19 protein-coding genes are annotated in these 16,311 nt (G+C 48.0%); 8 read left to right on the top strand and 11 right to left on the bottom strand.

Annotated features, from left to right (window positions below; all coding sequences use genetic code 11):
• Nucleotides 1–43: 43 nt before the first annotated feature.
• The 5 genes from GCU48_RS13735 to GCU48_RS13715 are packed head-to-tail and all read right to left on the bottom strand — an operon-like array spanning nt 44 to nt 4,419.
• Nucleotides 44–1,372 carry an ABC transporter permease gene (locus tag GCU48_RS13735; protein ID WP_152380374.1) on the bottom strand — a complete coding sequence of 443 codons (1,329 nt, stop codon included), beginning with the start codon at nt 1,370–1,372 and terminating at the stop codon, nt 44–46.
• Nucleotides 1,365–2,267, bottom strand: a complete 903-nt coding sequence (locus GCU48_RS13730; RefSeq protein ID WP_152380373.1) for an ABC transporter ATP-binding protein — start codon at nt 2,265–2,267, stop codon at nt 1,365–1,367. The genes GCU48_RS13735 and GCU48_RS13730 overlap by 8 nt, the downstream gene beginning before the upstream one ends.
• On the bottom strand, nt 2,264–3,223 hold the full coding sequence (locus tag GCU48_RS13725) for an ABC transporter ATP-binding protein (RefSeq protein WP_152382161.1): 960 nt from the start codon (nt 3,221–3,223) through the stop codon (nt 2,264–2,266). Before GCU48_RS13725 ends, GCU48_RS13730 begins: the two co-directional genes overlap by 4 nt.
• A gap of 35 nt (nt 3,224–3,258) precedes the next feature.
• Entirely contained in the window at nt 3,259–3,660 is a 402-nt protein-coding gene (locus GCU48_RS13720; RefSeq protein WP_152380372.1) for a GntR family transcriptional regulator, read from the bottom strand.
• A gap of 39 nt (nt 3,661–3,699) precedes the next feature.
• Nucleotides 3,700–4,419: a hypothetical protein gene (locus GCU48_RS13715; protein WP_152380371.1), complete on the bottom strand. Its 720-nt coding sequence runs from the start codon at nt 4,417–4,419 to the stop codon at nt 3,700–3,702.
• A 291-nt stretch (nt 4,420–4,710) separates the two neighbouring features.
• Here GCU48_RS13715 and GCU48_RS13710 point away from each other — a divergent pair, with 291 nt between their 5' ends.
• Entirely contained in the window at nt 4,711–5,970 is a 1,260-nt protein-coding gene (locus GCU48_RS13710) for a DUF438 domain-containing protein (RefSeq protein ID WP_152380370.1), read from the top strand.
• Here GCU48_RS13710 and GCU48_RS13705 read toward each other — a convergent pair.
• The 3 genes from GCU48_RS13705 to GCU48_RS13690 all read right to left on the bottom strand — a co-directional run bounded on the left by GCU48_RS13705 (nt 5,959) and on the right by GCU48_RS13690 (nt 7,989).
• Nucleotides 5,959–6,471 (bottom strand): GNAT family N-acetyltransferase, encoded by a 513-nt coding sequence (locus GCU48_RS13705; protein WP_152380369.1) that lies wholly within the window; start codon nt 6,469–6,471, stop codon nt 5,959–5,961. The two genes, GCU48_RS13710 and GCU48_RS13705, sit on opposite strands and share 12 nt — an antisense overlap.
• Before the next feature lie 440 nt (nt 6,472–6,911).
• Nucleotides 6,912–7,661 carry a type I methionyl aminopeptidase gene (gene map / locus GCU48_RS13695; protein ID WP_152380368.1) on the bottom strand — a complete coding sequence of 250 codons (750 nt, stop codon included), beginning with the start codon at nt 7,659–7,661 and terminating at the stop codon, nt 6,912–6,914.
• A 139-nt stretch (nt 7,662–7,800) separates the two neighbouring features.
• The gene (locus tag GCU48_RS13690; protein WP_014279599.1) at nt 7,801–7,989 is read right to left on the bottom strand and encodes a hypothetical protein; all 189 of its coding nucleotides are present in this window, start codon (nt 7,987–7,989) and stop codon (nt 7,801–7,803) included.
• A gap of 374 nt (nt 7,990–8,363) precedes the next feature.
• Between GCU48_RS13690 and GCU48_RS13685 the strand changes: the two genes are divergently transcribed.
• From GCU48_RS13685 to GCU48_RS13660, 6 genes are all read left to right on the top strand, one after another.
• Nucleotides 8,364–8,729: a serine hydrolase gene (locus tag GCU48_RS13685; RefSeq protein ID WP_244315636.1), complete on the top strand. Its 366-nt coding sequence runs from the start codon at nt 8,364–8,366 to the stop codon at nt 8,727–8,729.
• Nucleotides 8,730–8,892: 163 nt separating this feature from the next.
• Nucleotides 8,893–10,050, top strand: a complete 1,158-nt coding sequence (locus tag GCU48_RS13680) for an MGDG synthase family glycosyltransferase (RefSeq protein WP_152380367.1) — start codon at nt 8,893–8,895, stop codon at nt 10,048–10,050.
• A 31-nt stretch (nt 10,051–10,081) separates the two neighbouring features.
• Entirely contained in the window at nt 10,082–10,363 is a 282-nt protein-coding gene (locus GCU48_RS13675) for a hypothetical protein (protein WP_014279597.1), read from the top strand.
• Nucleotides 10,364–10,705: 342 nt separating this feature from the next.
• The gene (locus GCU48_RS13670; RefSeq protein WP_025715768.1) at nt 10,706–10,978 is read left to right on the top strand and encodes a hypothetical protein; all 273 of its coding nucleotides are present in this window, start codon (nt 10,706–10,708) and stop codon (nt 10,976–10,978) included.
• Between the two features lie 328 nt (nt 10,979–11,306).
• Nucleotides 11,307–12,668 carry a DJ-1/PfpI family protein gene (locus tag GCU48_RS13665; RefSeq protein ID WP_152380366.1) on the top strand — a complete coding sequence of 454 codons (1,362 nt, stop codon included), beginning with the start codon at nt 11,307–11,309 and terminating at the stop codon, nt 12,666–12,668.
• 334 nt (nt 12,669–13,002) lie between these two features.
• Nucleotides 13,003–13,341, top strand: coding sequence for a DUF4870 domain-containing protein (locus GCU48_RS13660; protein ID WP_152380365.1), 339 nt, complete (start codon nt 13,003–13,005; stop codon nt 13,339–13,341).
• Between the two features lie 94 nt (nt 13,342–13,435).
• Here GCU48_RS13660 and GCU48_RS13655 read toward each other — a convergent pair whose 3' ends face one another.
• Both GCU48_RS13655 and GCU48_RS13650 read right to left on the bottom strand, forming a co-directional pair.
• Entirely contained in the window at nt 13,436–14,365 is a 930-nt protein-coding gene (locus GCU48_RS13655) for a sigma-70 family RNA polymerase sigma factor (protein ID WP_152380364.1), read from the bottom strand.
• Between the two features lie 19 nt (nt 14,366–14,384).
• Nucleotides 14,385–14,828: a carboxymuconolactone decarboxylase family protein gene (locus GCU48_RS13650; RefSeq protein WP_152380363.1), complete on the bottom strand. Its 444-nt coding sequence runs from the start codon at nt 14,826–14,828 to the stop codon at nt 14,385–14,387.
• Nucleotides 14,829–14,977: 149 nt separating this feature from the next.
• Between GCU48_RS13650 and mscL the strand changes: the two genes are divergently transcribed.
• A complete protein-coding gene (mscL, locus tag GCU48_RS13645) occupies nt 14,978–15,472 on the top strand; it encodes a large conductance mechanosensitive channel protein MscL (RefSeq protein ID WP_152380362.1) in 495 nt (164 codons plus the stop codon).
• Nucleotides 15,473–15,601: 129 nt separating this feature from the next.
• Here mscL and GCU48_RS13640 read toward each other — a convergent pair whose 3' ends face one another.
• Nucleotides 15,602–16,303: a histidine phosphatase family protein gene (locus GCU48_RS13640; protein ID WP_152380361.1), complete on the bottom strand. Its 702-nt coding sequence runs from the start codon at nt 16,301–16,303 to the stop codon at nt 15,602–15,604.
• Nucleotides 16,304–16,311 lie beyond the last annotated feature (8 nt).

Raw genomic sequence — 16,311 nt, 5'->3', positions numbered from 1 at the left:
TCTCAACTATAATGGTTACTCACAACAGAAGCTGTGAAAAAATCTAAATTTTATAAGCCTTCATAGCTTTTCTTAGCTCTTTGAAAGTAGGTCGTTTGCCATACATCAAGACACCCGTACGGTAAATCTTGGCAGCCAGCCAGCCGAAGAGCAGGATGGAGGCGACCAGAATGGCAAGTGACAGCCATATTTCCAGCAGGCTCGCCCGTTCCAAACCTATGCGCAGCAGCATGACGGTCGGAGAAAAAAACGGAATGTATCCGGCGACCTTGATGAACATCGTGTCAGGTGCAGCTATATTAAAGATACCGATATAAAAGGCCGCCAGTGATAACATGGTAATCGGCATGATCGCCTGCCCCAGCTCCTCCGTACGGCTAACGATAGAGCCGACAGCCGCGAATAATACCGCGTACAGAAAGTACCCCAGGATGTAAAAAATCAAACCATAACTGAGCACCGCAGTGTTCAATTGCGACAAGTCCAGCCCGGCTGAGCTGAGGATAGCACCGTTATGCGGCAGCATAAGGTTGGTACACACAACGGCTGCAAAAACAACAATTTGCAACAGGCCGACCAGAAAGATGCCGATAATTTTTCCGAACATCTGGGTCAACGGCGATACACTCGTGATCAGAATCTCCATAATGCGCGAGCTTTTTTCCGAAGTCACCTCTGAAGCAATCATATTGCCCGTCATCATCGACGAGGTGAAGAACAAAATCATCAGTACGTAGACCAAGCCATAGTTAATCATAGAGGTCGCTTTATCCTTTGTCCCCGCAGCACTCCCCACCTCAGATGGACTATCCACTGCCCTGCTATCCACAGCTACTGGCATGCTAATTTCACGAACTTGATCACTGGTCAACGCATTGCCGCCAATGATGGCTTGAACCTTTGCTGTCTGTAGTCCTGTTTGCAGCAAAGTGATAACCGCCGGGGAGGGTTCTTTCTCTACAGATACGTACTCCACTCGGGGAAACGCTTCTCCCGTGGCGGCAGGCTCCTTGAGCTCTACATAGCCTTGCAGCTTCCCGTCCTTCAAGGCTTGCTGCATGGCCGGAGCCTGTACGTTATCATAACGCACCCAAGTGGCTGCCGGATTGGACTGCTCCTTAGTGAATTTCTCCAATTGATCCGCAATCTCTGTTCGGTTGCCGGCAATCAGTGCCAGACGAAGATGCTCGGCTGCTGTTTTCCCGGAACCTCCTGCACCACCAGCCGCTTCTCCCTTAAACAAGGAAATTATATAAGGCAGGTTCATGCCGAGGGTAATGAGCAAGGCCAATACCAGCGTCGTAATGATAACAGATTTGGTTTTCGCCTTCTGACGAAACGTAAAACCGATGACTGTACCTAATCTATTCATGAGAATCACCCACCTCTCGTATGAAAATTTCGTTTAGTGTAGGCTCCTTGATCTCAAAATGCTCCACATCCGCTTGCTCCAGGGCCGTTTGTAAAATCAACTTTGCCGCATCCGAGTGCTCAATATGCAGCAGCCACCCGCGGTCCATAGGCTCCACACGACGCACACCGGGCAATTGCTCCAGTCCGTTCACTGCGCCTGTGGTGATGAGACGAACTTTTTCACGCGGGTAGCGGTTTTTGATTTCCTGTACACTTCCTTGCACAACTGTATTGGAACGATGCAAAATGGTAATATGGCGGCATAGCTCTTCCACATGCTCCATGCGGTGGGTCGAGAATAAAATCGCAGCTCCAGCGTCCCGCAGCTCCTTCACCGTATCCTTCAGCAGCTCGACATTCACAGGATCAAGCCCGCTGAAGGCCTCATCCAATATAAGCAACGTGGGGCGATGCACGACGGCTGCAATAAAGCCCATTTTCTGCTGGTTCCCTTTGGATAGCTCTTCAATTCGCTTATCGTAATATTCCGGTACGCCAAAACGCTCCAACCAGTAACGCAGGCTTTTGTCCGCCTCCTTGGCCGACATGCCGCGCAGCCTGCCCAAATAGTTAATTTGCTCGCTCACCTTCACCTTGGGGTATAGTCCACGCTCTTCGGGTAAATAGCCCATCGTCCGCTGAAGATCTTTGTTATATGGCTTGCCCTCGTATCGAATGCTCCCCCCGTCAGGGTAAATCAGGCCGAGCACCATTCGCATGGTTGTTGTTTTGCCTGCTCCATTGCCTCCCAGCAATCCGTAGATCTCTCCCCCGTTTACATTCAGTGAAATTCCGTTTACTGCTGTATGGTCTCCGTATTGCTTCACGACCTCTTCCAATTGCAGCATACTCATGAATGCTCCGCCCCTTTCTTCTGTGCGAAAGTTCCTTCATAACCCGATAGTTGCCCCGCAACCCAATGTATTAAAATATCATCCAGCTCCAAACGCCGCACACGGATGGGACGAATACCTGCTTGCTCCAATATGGCGCTAACCTCTATCGCCGCCAACGTTACAATTCGTTGCAATCGGCCTTCGCTCTCTGTCTCTATAACCCCCGGAAGCTCCGATGCTTCCTCCGGCGTGCCCTCAAACCACATTTCCTTACTATTTTCGAGTAGATGGTCCTTTTCTAGCTTGCCGAGCAATCTACCTTCATGCATCAGGACAATATAATCAGCCAAGCGTTTGATTTCATCAATGACATGAGTGGCGATCATGACCGTCGTTTTGCCATTTTTCATACAGTCCCGCAGTTCCTCAAGCATAATCTTCCATGCAAAAGGGTCCAGACCCGACGAAGGCTCATCCAGCAGCAATAAACGAGGATGTGGCGCCAAGGCAGCAGCCAGCTCAAATTTACGCCGCTCTCCCTTGGACATATGCGATAATTTGGTATGCTGAGGAACCTGAAATCGTTTCATCAAACGTTGAAAACGCGTTTCATCCCAGCCGGGATACCACATCGCTCGAAAAGCAGCTGCGGCTTCCGCCGTGAGACGATCTTCCTCGCGGCTCGGCTGCTCCGGCACATATCCGACCCATTGCCGCGTATCTACAGGCATACCTTCCGGATAGGCTTGACCGAACCAGCGAATTTCACCGGCATCCGGGTGAATAAGCTGGGTCAGCAAATGAATCAGTGTGCTTTTTCCTGAACCATTATGTCCGGCCAAAGCGACCACGTATCCCGGCTCAATGGTCAAATTAATCGGTCCAATCACCCGATTCCCCCGGGTTTTGTAGACCTGGTTTATTTCAATAATCGGTGCTTTCACCTGTACTTCCTCTGGTGTTCCCACCGGCATTTCCACATGGTTATTTACATGGGTCTTCACGGGCGTCACTCCTTCGCTTGGACTTCATACCTTTTCTTCACCATTTCTGCGAAAAGCTCCAACAATTCCTGTTCTGTCATCTGTACAGCAATGCCTGTAGCAATCGCTGTGTCCAGTGCCTCGGTCACCGCTTTGAGTCGGTGGGCTGAACGCATATCTTCCTCGACCAGCGCGACGAAGGTTCCCGTTCCCTGGCGGGTACGAAGCAAGCCTTCGTTCTCCAAATCCTGATAGACCCGCCGGACGGTGATTACGCTGCAACGGAGCGTCCCCGCAAGCTCCCGAATGGAGGGAAGCAGCGTTCCCGCTGCAATCTGTCCGGTTACGATGAGTGAACGAAGCTGCTTTTCAATCTGCGCATACAGCGGTTCAGCACTATTCTCATCAATTTGCACCGGTATATTCACCTGCGTCTCTCCCCTCTCTGTATCCTCCTACACATGCCGCTATGCCAGATCACGCTTGATAAGCTTGCGCAGTGTCATTCGATAGGACACAAAAATTCCAAAAACTCCTGCCGCCAGCGCTCCCCACATCACAGGGGACAACAGCTGCCATTCCTTGCTGTAAAATGCCGTTATGGATACCAAATTGGCTGCATATATTCGAACCATAATCGAAATCATTCCGCAAATCAGCATGATGATAAGTGATAGCCAAAAGTAGGCTTTTCCCCTTTTAAGAAATTCCAAATACATATAGATGGCCTGAATTAGCATCCCGTAGCCTATCCAGGTCAGAGCAAACGATATAAAGAAACCTGGTCCGGCATAGGCCCGAAGCGTCCCTGACAGCGCAAATAGAAAAATAAAAAATACCACACCGTTCCCGATAAACGCAAAAATCGCTTGTTGAATTCGACTCATAATGACCGCGCTCACTGGGATGGGCAATGTGCGAAGGAAAGCCAGCATATGTGTATAGGAGTCTTCCTGCAAATATTTAAATGTACGACGGTTATAAATGAATCCAAGAAACGGAGTTAGCACCAGCATGACAAAATCAGCTGCCGGATTTAAAGCTCCCCTCTCACCAAGCTCCATACTTACAACAAAGCTCATGGTGAAACCCAGATACATTATAAAAAGCACCGTCCACAATAGTGCATATGGATTACTGCGAAAATCCTGACGGGTGATTGCCCATGCCTGCTTCATGATTGTCATTTTCTCATCCTGATCCCTTCTGCACTGTCTGTAATGACTGCCTCAGCCTCTTCATAAGTACTGAGAACCATCACAGTAATCAGTGTTATTACTGTATATATCTTTATACACAGTATATAAACTGAAAAGCACACCTGTCAACGCAAAAAATTAAATTGTGCGTACAATCACAAAGGCTCGCCCATAACCTATGCTACCCTGTAACTGATAAAGGTTCTCACTAAAGGGATGAGCTAGTGGATAAGATACTGCAGCATGGTTTTACCATTCAAAAATAAGGAGCTAAAGATCATGAGCGAGCTAATTAACAACCGTGAGCATACAGCACAGGAATTAACAGAACGTCAACAAATCCTGAAGGAAATTATAAAAGAATTACATGCCGGGAAAAGCGCGGAGGAGGTCAAAGCGCGCTTCGCAGAGGCAGTGGGCGGAGTCAGCGTGGCTGAAATTTCAGCCATGGAGCATGCATTGATGACCGAGGAGGGAATCCCCGTGTCAGAAGTTCAGCGTCTCTGTTCCGTGCATACGTCGATATTCAAGGGCTCAATCGAGGATATTCACCGTCCTTCAGGACCGGAGGAACAGCCAGGGCATCCCGTTCATACATTCAAGCTGGAAAACCGCGAGATTGAACGGCTGGTCAACTTCAAGCTGGCACTGCACGCAGACCAATTTCAAAAAGAGGACAGCCCCAAGATTATCTACAAGCTGCTGGAGGATTTAAGTCTGCTGCTGGATCTCGACAAGCACTACAGCCGCAAAGAAAATCTGGTCTTTCCGTATTTGGAACGATATGGAATATTCGGCCCAACCAAAGTCATGTGGGGAGTGGATGACGGCATTCGTGACGCCATCAAGGAGGCAAAGAATCTGCTCACCCAATATAACGGAGATCGTGAGCTGATCGGTAAGAAGCTTGCCCATATCATGAGCGAAGTCAACGAAATGATATTCAAGGAAGAAAATATTTTGCTGCCGATGGCGCTTAGCAAGCTAACCGAAGATGAATGGCTGAAAATAGCTCGGGAAAGTGCGGAAATCGGCTTCTGCCTGACCGCTCCCGAACGGGAATGGATACCCGAACGGGCAGAGGAGCCTGTAGAAGCCCTTGAGCAAAAGGAAGGTGAATCAGGAACGCCGCAAGGCTTCGTGCGATTCGAAACGGGAATTGTATCCGTGCAACAACTGGAGCTGCTGCTGAATCATCTCCCTGTTGATCTGACCTTTATAGATGAGAATGATGTAGTTCGCTATTTCTCCCATGGCAAAGAACGGATCTTCGCCCGTACAAAGGCTGTTATCGGTCGTACCGTACAAAATTGCCACCCGCCGCAAAGCGTATATGTCGTGGAGAAGCTGCTGGAGGATTTTAAGGCCGGTCGCAAGGATGCTGAGGATTTTTGGATACCGATCAAGGACAAGTTTGTATATATCCGCTATTTTGCCATCCGTGATGCTGAAGGCCGCTATCTGGGAACACTGGAATTCACGCAAAATATCGCGCCTATCCGTGCCCTGGAAGGACAAAAGCGAATTTTATCCGAGTAGCCCCCAGCCATAAGCTACCATGTTCAGGTTTTTGCCACCTATATGAATAAGATGGTGTTCTACTACAAGCCTGGCCCCCAGCCTTTCATAAAAAGTACACGCTGGATTATCCGCTAACACCCACACGATCACGGAGTGAATATGCATACTATTGAAATACTGCAATAGATGCATAAATAGCTCCTTCCCAAATCCTAAATTATGGTATTCTTTTAAAACATAAATAGCCGTTATTTCTCCCCCATAAGGGGGATATTCACCTGACTTTTCCGGACCTCCGCTTACGAATCCGATAATTTCCCCCATTTCATTTTCCGCAACATATGCCAGATGGCCATCTTCACTGCAAAGATTCGCTTCCCACAGCTCTGTTCTTTGCTCATAGCAAAGCTGTTCCAGAACCTCGTCAGGCATTATATTTTTGTACGTCGTTCTCCAGCAATCCACATGCACCTTGGCGATGTCCGCGGCATCTGTTATCGTCGCTTTCCTGATCATCATTTCGGTCCCACTCCTATTTCCAATATTAAGCTTTCTATTCTATCGACCAGCCGAATCTCATATGACTCAGTTTTTATAGGAGATTCAACTTGAATAAAATCGTTTTATTTTATGTTCCGCTTGGCATTTCGTCTTTGATTGCCGCACTAACGCATGCTATCGTTAATGCCGTGCTCGCGCGTTCAGAACATTCTTCACACACCTGTAGGCAGTCTGGTCTTTCAGTATGTATTCGGCGTATCCCCGGTATTGATCGAACCTGCCAAGAATGTATTTCAAGTTCTTACTTTACTATGCATATTGATTGCTGTCCGTAACATATATCAGAGACTTATCATTAACAAGCATCGAGGACATGGGCCGCTTCCTGAGAAAAAATTCACTTAGAGAGTCTTGTGCCAAGACCAAGCACATTGGACTCCCTAAGGCACACCTATCCTTTACGAGGTCAAAATGTATGGGCCGTTCTTCGTGATCGCAATCGTATGCTCGTATTGTGCGCCCCAACTGCCGTCGGCCGTACTGATGGTCCACCCGTCATCGCCCCACAGCACGGCTCCTTCGGTTCCAAGGGTAAATACCGGCTCGATGGTAATAACCATTCCTTCACGCAGCGGCAATCCCTTTCTGGGACGACCATAATGAAGAACTTCCGGCGGCTCATGCATCTGACGCCCAATACCATGCCCGATCAAAGGCTTGACGATGCCGAAGCGCCTCCAGCCTGCCGCTTTTTCCACTGCGTGCCCAATATCCCCCAACGTCTTCCCCGGGCGGGCAACCTCGATTCCGCGCATCAACGCCTTATGGGTTTCCCGTAACAGCCTCGCGACCGGACGACTAACGTTACCTACTGCATAGGTCCATCCCCGGTCGGCCAACCAGCCGTCCTTGTTGACCACAATATCAATGGTCACAATATCCCCATCATGCAGCACTCGTTCCGAAGGAAAACCATGACATACAACCTCGTTGACCGAAGCACAGGTTGCATAAGGAAAGCCCTTATAGCCCTTTTGCTCTGGCGTGGCTCCGCGCTTGCTCAAAAATTGCTCTACCCACGCATCAATTTCGAGCGTTGTGATTCCCGGAAGAATACGACTCTCCAGCGCACGATGGCAATCAGCCAAAATGCGTCCGGCTTCTCTCATATAACCGATTTCCTCCGGTGTTCGTATCGCCACCTCCATTGGAATTCGCCTCCTTTTGTACATACAATTTCACTAAACCTATCCCATTGTATGCAAGCTGAACACAAAAAAACCGTCTCCTCTGTGGATAGACGGTTTATAAAAGGCGTATTTCTAGTTTAGCGGGTAAACGTACCCTTTAAGATACTGAAGAATTCATGCGACCGAGTTCGTTTTCCACCACCATGGTCAACTCTTCCTCATACCCTCCTGTAATCCGGTATTTTCGCACATATTCCTTTACAAATTTTTTGGGATCCTTAGGCCGGAAAATTCGAGTCATTTCCCGCAGACTTTCCTTTACTTCATTGTGACCTTTCGTTGCCATGTAACTCCCTCCCAAAACATTGAAAATAAGTGCTCCGTTGAAGAGAATGCCGAAAAGTATGGATGTCCTTATGCAGTGAAGTAGTATGTCTAATGCAGCTTAGGTCGGGAACGCCTTAGGCAAGGCATGTACCTGACACTATTATTAACCGATCTTCGTTTGGCTGAATCACTACCCCATTATAACATATTCAGATACAGCTTTCAGCTTTCCAGCAAATTTACATTGATTTTACATTGATTTTACCTATCTTTTACGCTTCATGTTATTTGGAGTAACTATCTGGCTGGTTCACAGAGGCATACCTTATTTATCGGCTTTTGGAGTGTATGTGTTTGGGGTAAAATAAATAAACATAACAAGGAGGGAAAAGGATGCGCCGCGGCAAGCTGATCTGGGAACGCTATTACAACGGGCACGAAGCAAGCGCTCTGAATGATCTGCGATCCGCGACCAAAAGCTTCACCTCCACGCTCATCGGTATCGCGGTGGCACGTGGCGATATGCCCGGGCCGGAAACGGCTGTGCATAAGCTGTTGCCTGATTATCTGCCCCGTCGGGAGGGCCCACTGCTGGAGCGGATTATGATTCGCCATCTGCTGACGATGACGTCCGGCCTGTACTGGCAGACGGGCAAAAAGCTTGGCGAGGCTTTTATCCGCCGTTTTCATCGCAGCAATGGCATCGACTACTGCATATCCGCAAGGACATGGAGGACAGCAAATTTGTCTTGTGCCTAAAGCCGATGCAGTCATGGTTTTTACAACAGACAGCAAGGTTAGCCGTTGGAAAAAACCACACTCACTACTGGAGCGATACATTTTTCCAGGCGTATCCTCCCTCAACCTGGAACGTTCCTGAAATGAGCTTTATGCTTTATTGAATAATAGGGGGCTAAACATCATGGAAGCCGCAGCACCAAAAATATTAATTTTATATGCAAGCTACGGGGAGGGCCACGTACAGGCCGCCCGGGCAATCATGGATAGCTTGCAGAGAATCGGAAGCTGTGAGGTACAACTACTCGACTTAATGGCTGAATCCCATCCCTGGTTAAATAATCTGACCAAATTTGTATATATGCAAAGCTTCAAAACCATTCCTCAGCTTTACGGCTGGGTCTACAACATCACACGGGGGATGCAGGCCAAATCAGCCTTTGGCAGCGTGCTGCATTCCTTTGGAATGCGACAACTGGCGCTTACACTCGACAAAGAAAAACCCGACCTCGTCATACATACGTTCCCGCAGCTGGCTCTTCCGGTGTTGCGTCGCAAATTGGGAATGAAGCTGCCGATTGCCAACGTGGTTACGGATTTTGACCTGCATGGGCGTTGGCTGCATCCCGATATTGACCGCTACTATGTCGCCACAGAGGATATCCAGCAGGAGGCGGCGCAGCGGGGAATACCTATCGAGCGCATTGTCGCTACGGGTATTCCGATTCATGCTTCATTTTATCCTATGTCTATGTCTGTGGAAGAGGCAGCAAAACCGCAGCATACCATCCCACAGCCAATCTCAGGGACTACAACGCTGCTCATTATGGCAGGAGCCTATGGTGTATTATCCGGCATGCTGGACATCTGCCAGCGATTAAGCCAGCTGCCACAGCTGAGACTATTGATCGTCTGCGGGCGCAACCAGCAATTGAAGGCAGAACTGGATGCGCTGTATGCGGGCCATCCCGATATCTACACCTATGGATTCGTGGACTATGTTCCTGCACTCATGCGTGCAAGCCATGTGGTAATTACGAAGCCCGGCGGCATCACACTCTCGGAGAGCATCGCATCCGATTTGCCCATTCTTGTGTTCAAGCCCGTGCCTGGTCAGGAGTTGAATAACGCTCTGTATCTGGAGCAAAAAGGAGCTGCCCTCATTGCTCGCACCACAGAGGAGCTGATCCAGCATTGTATCAATCTGGTCTCTACTCCTTCCCTCGCTGCGGAGATGAAGCAGTCGATTGAGTTGCTTCGCAAGCCCCATCCCGCAGACCAGATTGCCAGGGATATTTTGCACCAGCTTGTGGATAAAACCCCTTCCATATGGACAAATTAAACGAAGAATAAGCCAGACGGAGGGGATACCAATGGAACGCAAAGGAAAGGATTTGCTTCCGCTAACGGGTGAGAAGGTAGAAGTAGACGGTATTTATATCGATGAGGACGGACATGAGCAACATTTACATCGGGGACAGCATTTTCCCTCTGATGTTGTTTTAGGCGATTCCGAGTGGAAAATGACCGAATACGCCTTTGACAATCATCATGACGGACGTACCGATGAACGACTTGTCCCCAAAGAGGATGACGAGAATAAAAAAGGTAAGATTACACATCCACGTCGCCGTTTACAACGCGGAGACCGTTAACATGGGAAAGAAAGCATCTGAATGAAATATCCACAGATAAGTATATCTTGTTGATATATTGTGCATAATTTGTGCATAAAGAGTGGATACAACCTATGTTTTCTACAACTTGTGCACAAATTGTGTATAAAACCCATTTATTTTGTGGATAAACTGCGTGCAACCTGTGTAAAAATTGTGGATAACCTTGAAAAAGGGTGAGCGAAACCTATTCGTTCACCCTTTTTTGTATTGGGGGTACCGCCACATGCCCATCAAGCTAAGATGAATCTATACCCCAAACTGGAAAAATAAGCTATCCTTTCTATATCAAGCATACTTCCATAGAAAGGATGGTTTGCCATGAATTCTATTCCACTTTCTATCAGCGAAGAAATGCATTTACTAGCCCAACAGCTTCACCATCATTTTTCTCCTACCCAACTTGAGGAGCTCGCTAGAAAAGCTGGCTTCGTCCAACGAAAGAGCAAATATACCGCGCAGGATTTGGTTTCCTTATGTGTCTTTTTAAATGATCATGTAGCTGTGACTCCCCTAGCACGATTATGTAGCCAGCTTGATGCCTCTAATCAGCTACAAAATCCAGTTCTAAGCCAATTGATTCGGATCAAGTGACGAACGGTAGCATCTGTTCCTTTTTCTTTATTCTTAGCTTGATGGGCATGGGGTACCGCCAGCAAAACGCAGATTTACAACGTTAAGGAGATTCAGACCACCTTTTATTATTGCCACTTAAATAAGTTCCAACGAAATTTTTATCCCGTATCCTTAAAAGAAGTATTCGGCTGCTGTTCGAGAAAAAAGTCCTTTACCTAGACCTTAGTCGGGGAAAAATATAGTCTTCAGGCGGTTTATTAATTTGCCTTCTCCCCTTTATCCTTGAATTAAGAAAGTAAGCAATGATAAATAATCAATTATAAAAATCAAAAGGGAGAGAAGGTAATTGAAAAAAGTATGGCGTTTCATCGTATATGTGTGCGTTTTTATTCTGGTTGTGGGAGGAACCGGAGCGATCGGTTTCATAAGCACGATGCAGGAGGCTATGTCGGTTTACGATAAGCCGGTTCCTGCTTCTTTACAAAGTATACAAGCTCCTGCCTATGATTCGAAAAAGCCGACAGTGGCCGTTATTTTGGCGAATGAAGTGACCGAGGTGTTCGATTTTCTCGTACCATACGAGATGTTCTCTTTGACGGGCTCGTACAATGTGTTTGCGGCAGCTCCCGACAAAAACATCAAATCGTTGACAGGCGGCCTTGATGTCGCACCGCATTATACTTTCGACGAATTGGACAAATTGACGGGCAAAGGTCCAGATATAATCGTGATCCCTTTCATGCCGATTTTGGATGAGGCGAAATACAGGCCTGTCCGCGATTGGATAAGGAAGCACTCCGGCAAGGAAACGACCTTGTTGTCCATCTGTAATGGGGCGGAAAATTTGGCGGATACAGGCCTACTGAACGGGAAATCTGCGGCAACACATTGGGGAGATATCGGCAGGTTGGAAAAGAAATACACCGATATTACTTGGAAAAGGGATCAGCGTTTCGTGCCTGATGGCAATATGGTCTCCTCAGCCGGCCTGACTTCGGGGATCGATGCCACACTGTACGTCATATCCAACCAAATGGGAGAGCCGACAGCGAAGAAAGTAGCGAAGGAAATGAATTACCCTTCCTACGATTTTGTTCAGCATCCGCAAATGGAGCCTTTCACGGCCGGATTGAGCGATATCGCCTATGTCTTGAACAATGCATTTCAATGGAGTAAGAAAAAGAATGGGGTGCTGCTGTATGACGGGGCCGACGAGCTGATGTTGTCCTCGGCTTTTGACACGTACGGGGCTTCCGGTACGACGACAACATTGACGATATCAAGCAAACGCGAGCCAATCGTTACCCGGCACGGTCTGAATCTGATCGCCCGATATCAAATAGCGGATGCTCCGAAACTCGACAAAATGATTTTTGTGGGGCCGGACGTTAAGACGCGCGCTGCAGGCGATATCCGAAACTGGAACGAGAACGGCGGGAAGGCTGAGCAGCTTTACCTGCACAGCGATGCGCCGGAGCGGTTCGCGATGGAGCCTGCATTTGAAGATTTGGCGAAGCAGGAAGATATCTCGACGGCAAAATTCGCCGCCAAGCGGCTCGAGTACCGTGCCACAAGCCAGCTTAAGCTTGAAGGAGCGTCTTTTTCATACGAAGCATTCGGCATACCAATTGGTGTCGGCTTGTTGTCTCTATTCGTCGTTTATTTGGCAGACAGACGTTTCGTAAGAAGAAAGACCGTTTCCGCATAAAACGGGAAGCCAATGAAGCATCGCAGACGACCTGGTCTGGATGCTTCTTTTTCTTTGATCCGAGAGAAGTCACCACATTGGAATCGTAGCGTCCGTTGAACCAGGTATAGCAACAAAGCCGGATACACCATTAGCGTGGTGAAAACTGGATTTTTATACGAAAAATTCCTTAGTGTTGTAAATTTGCGTTTTGCTCGAGATACCCCTATTTCTATACACGTGGCTTAGCTTGAACTTTTCTTGCCGGGGTTGGCATAACCTTCATTCCTGTCCTCATACCCTGTATAGTACGGAGCCTGCGCATGAATAACTTATAAAGGGGGATTTGCCTTACATGTCGGTCTACAAGTCTTCCACGGGTATGGATGAAAATATAGCGGCTGTCCTGTGCTACCTGTTTGCATTCATTGGTGCATTGGCCTTCGTGTTGCTGGAAAAGAAAAGTCGGTTCGTACTGTTTCACGCGCTGCAATCCATTTTTCTGTTCGTAGCCCTTATAATCGGGCATGTGCTCGCAGGACTCATTCCGCTACTCGGCCCTCCACTCGCTTCCCTGCTGACGCTGGCAGGCATCGCATTATGGATCGTCCTGATCATTCATGCTGGACAAGGCAAGTGGCTCAAGCTTCCTTGGGTGGGTGATCTAGCCCTCCATCAAGCCCGGCAGTTGTGAGAACTTATGTGCATTTAACCAAGATTTAAAGATAGCAAAAACCTTGATCCTGAGAAGGAATCAAGGTTTTTTGTAGCATGTCGGCTTTTTCTGCTCATACACGAATATGCCCCAGCTTGTCCGGATTGATCATTAAATAAAAATCCTGAATATGCTCCCCATCCGGTGTCAGTCTGATACATAAGACTTCTTTTACTTTACCTTCTTTCAAAAATGCCAGTTGTATCTCGCCATTGATGACAGTGCGGACTAGCTCTCTCTCCCGCAATGCGGTCAGCACCCGACGAGAGGTTAACAGGGCGAGAACGCCTTTGCGTACAACCATCGGACGCATCACCGTATGCACGTTGCCTCCACCATCGGCCACAAATGCGGGCTGCTCAGCCAGTAGCTCCAGCATGGCAGTCACATCGTGGGCGAGAAAGGCGGAGGTAAAGCGCTCCAGCAGCTTTATTCTGGAAGCATTATTTTTAGAGTTACTTGCCGGAACGGGAAGGACAGATTTCTCGGAAGACAGAATACGACGAGAGCGACTGAACAGCTGACGACAGTTACTCTCCGTCTTCCCCAGTAATTCTGCAATATCTTTATAATCGTATTGAAAAGCTTCCCTCAGCACAAAGACAGCACGTTCTACCGGCTTTAGCTGCTCCAACAGAACGAGAAAAGCGTAAGAAATCATATCCTTACGCTCCAGCCAATCCGCAGGAAGATCTGCGCTTTCGCCAAGCGGCTCCGGCAACCATTGCCCAACATACGTCTCTCTTTGCTTACGCGCAGAGTTCAGTAAATTCAGGCACCGATTCATCGTCATTTTGGCTACATAGGCTTTGGGATTCTGTATGTCATTCAGGGGCTTATTCTCCAGCTCGACAAAGCAGTCTTGAACTACGTCCTCGGCATCCGTAACCGTTCCAAGCATACGATAAGCAATGGCAAACGAATATTTGCGATATTTTTGATACAGCTCCTCTAGGCTTAAATCCACCGATTCCTGTTCAATCCCTTGTTCTTTGCCAGTCAAAGCGTGGCCCCCTGTTCCATTAAAGAATGCCCGGATACATCCCTGTCGCTATGGCAATCCGGTTCCAGTTGTTAATAACATTAATTGCGGTGATCAAATCCACGTATTCTTCCTCGGTAAAATGCTCTCTGACCCGATTATACAGATCTGTAGGCACCCCTTGTTCTGAGATACGGGTAACCGCTTCAGCTAATTCAAGCATAGCACGTTCTTTTTCTGTGAACAAAGGAACCTCACGCCACAGGGCAAGCTGTAAAATGTGGTCAGCATAATCCCCCAGCTTGAGCAAATCCTTGGCATGCATATCCAGGCAATAGGAACATCCATTGATTTGGGATACTCTAATTTTCAGCAGCTCATACAGTACCTTGTCTGAAAACCGACCGGAAATATATTTTTCCATCTCCATCATCGCCTTAAAGGTGCTTGGACTCACTACTCTGTAATTGAATCTTAAACTCACAATCATCGCCTCCATTATTGGTTTACACCTAGAAGACAAGTGAACCTGTGATTTTGTGACAAAATGCAATAATCAATTTGGAATTGCCCTCCGTTGACATAGCATGTATTATATATGAATGATTTTAAGTAAAGAAGGTGAGCACTCATATGAGCGGAAAAGGTTTTATTAAAGAGTTTAAAGAATTCGCTGTACGGGGGAATGTAATCGACCTCGCGGTCGGTGTTATCATCGGTGGAGCGTTTGGCAAGATTGTTACTTCTGTAGTAAACGATATTATCATGCCTCCGATTGGCAAACTGCTGGGCGGCATGAATTTTCCGGACTTATACGTAGCTTTAAGAACTGCCGAGCCTTTAAATGCTGATGGTACACGCATGACTTTGGCGCAAGCCAAAGAAGCGGGAATCGCAGTTCTTGCCTACGGTCAGTTCATTAACGTCCTGCTGGACTTCATGATCGTGGCCTTCTGCGTGTTCCTGCTGGTCAAAGGGATTAATATGCTCAAGCGTAAGGAGGAAGAAAAACCTCCTCAGGAAAAAACGATCAAGGAATGCCCCCATTGCTTGTCGGAAATTCCTGTAGCTGCTACCCGTTGCGCACATTGCACCTCCAAGCTGGAAGGGTACGTGGAAGCACGCTAGCTGATTTCAGGTGAAACGAATACACCCGGACAGTCCAAACTCATAGTTCTTACAATAAAACGGCTTAAGACGAACATTGTCTTAAGCCGTTTTGCCATGCTATTTTTGCCAATTCAGATGAAAGCCTGATTAATTAAAATTGGTGATAATACCCCGGGGTCTGACGGGCAACCCCTCAGCATACAGATGGGAGACGTCTCCGAAGCCGATGCAGCGAGGGACAGCCCATTCCTTGGAGCGCTCATCAAACAAGATCGTAGTTACGGAGCTAGGCGGCATCCAAAAGCCGGACCAGACCAAAGCCACAGGCAGCTCAAGCAGATGGGCAAGCCAGGTTAACCCGAAGCCGCCATGGCAGAATACAGCCACCCGATCCTCGGTATGCTTGAGAATCCGGTATCGGCCCCCGATTCGCTCAAAGCCTTGGCGCTTCAAAAATTCATCGGAATGAAGCTTTAGCTGCTCGAAGACTTCGGGACTTTGCGTTCCCTGATAATAGGAAATCTCCTTCCATGTGTCATGCGTTGGAAGAGGCAGCTCAGAGCGGATCACTTCACCGGGCAGATCCCAATGGGATAGACGACCGTATGGAGTTTCCTCCAGCTTCAGGGCCAGCTCCTGTGTCCAGTGCTCCACTTCATGAGTCATACCGAGAGCATCGGCCGTGTAGCGCATCGTATCCAGAGCCCGCCCCATAGGCGAAGCATAAATGCGGTCCAGTCCGTGATCGGACAGGCGTTTGGCCAGTGCCCGGGCTTCCAGATGCCCCTCCGGGGTGATGGTGTTGTTCGGGTAATCCGGATCTGCATGACGGATGATATACAATCTCATATTCTTTA

The sequence above is a fragment of the Paenibacillus brasilensis genome (genome assembly GCF_009363115.1).
Lineage (GTDB): Bacteria > Bacillota > Bacilli > Paenibacillales > Paenibacillaceae > Paenibacillus > Paenibacillus brasilensis.
The sequence above is the reverse complement of the archived record's forward strand: the minus strand, read 5'-3'. Positions and strand labels throughout refer to the sequence as shown.

Excerpts from the sequence above, each read along its gene's own strand:
- GCU48_RS13735 (WP_152380374.1), bottom strand. The coding sequence starts at position 1,372 with ATGAATAGATTAGGTACAGTCATCGGTTTTACGTTTCGTCAGAAGGCG.
- GCU48_RS13730 (WP_152380373.1), bottom strand. The coding sequence starts at position 2,267 with ATGAGTATGCTGCAATTGGAAGAGGTCGTGAAGCAATACGGAGACCAT.
- GCU48_RS13725 (WP_152382161.1), bottom strand. The coding sequence starts at position 3,223 with ATGCCGGTGGGAACACCAGAGGAAGTACAGGTGAAAGCACCGATTATT.
- GCU48_RS13715 (WP_152380371.1), bottom strand. The coding sequence starts at position 4,419 with ATGACAATCATGAAGCAGGCATGGGCAATCACCCGTCAGGATTTTCGC.
- GCU48_RS13710 (WP_152380370.1), top strand. The coding sequence starts at position 4,711 with ATGAGCGAGCTAATTAACAACCGTGAGCATACAGCACAGGAATTAACA.
- GCU48_RS13705 (WP_152380369.1), bottom strand. The coding sequence starts at position 6,471 with ATGATGATCAGGAAAGCGACGATAACAGATGCCGCGGACATCGCCAAG.
- map (WP_152380368.1), bottom strand. The coding sequence starts at position 7,661 with ATGGAGGTGGCGATACGAACACCGGAGGAAATCGGTTATATGAGAGAA.
- GCU48_RS13690 (WP_014279599.1), bottom strand. The coding sequence starts at position 7,989 with ATGGCAACGAAAGGTCACAATGAAGTAAAGGAAAGTCTGCGGGAAATG.
- GCU48_RS13685 (WP_244315636.1), top strand. The coding sequence starts at position 8,364 with ATGCGCCGCGGCAAGCTGATCTGGGAACGCTATTACAACGGGCACGAA.
- GCU48_RS13680 (WP_152380367.1), top strand. The coding sequence starts at position 8,893 with ATGGAAGCCGCAGCACCAAAAATATTAATTTTATATGCAAGCTACGGG.
- GCU48_RS13675 (WP_014279597.1), top strand. The coding sequence starts at position 10,082 with ATGGAACGCAAAGGAAAGGATTTGCTTCCGCTAACGGGTGAGAAGGTA.
- GCU48_RS13670 (WP_025715768.1), top strand. The coding sequence starts at position 10,706 with ATGAATTCTATTCCACTTTCTATCAGCGAAGAAATGCATTTACTAGCC.
- GCU48_RS13660 (WP_152380365.1), top strand. The coding sequence starts at position 13,003 with ATGTCGGTCTACAAGTCTTCCACGGGTATGGATGAAAATATAGCGGCT.
- mscL (WP_152380362.1), top strand. The coding sequence starts at position 14,978 with ATGAGCGGAAAAGGTTTTATTAAAGAGTTTAAAGAATTCGCTGTACGG.
- GCU48_RS13640 (WP_152380361.1), bottom strand. The coding sequence starts at position 16,303 with ATGAGATTGTATATCATCCGTCATGCAGATCCGGATTACCCGAACAAC.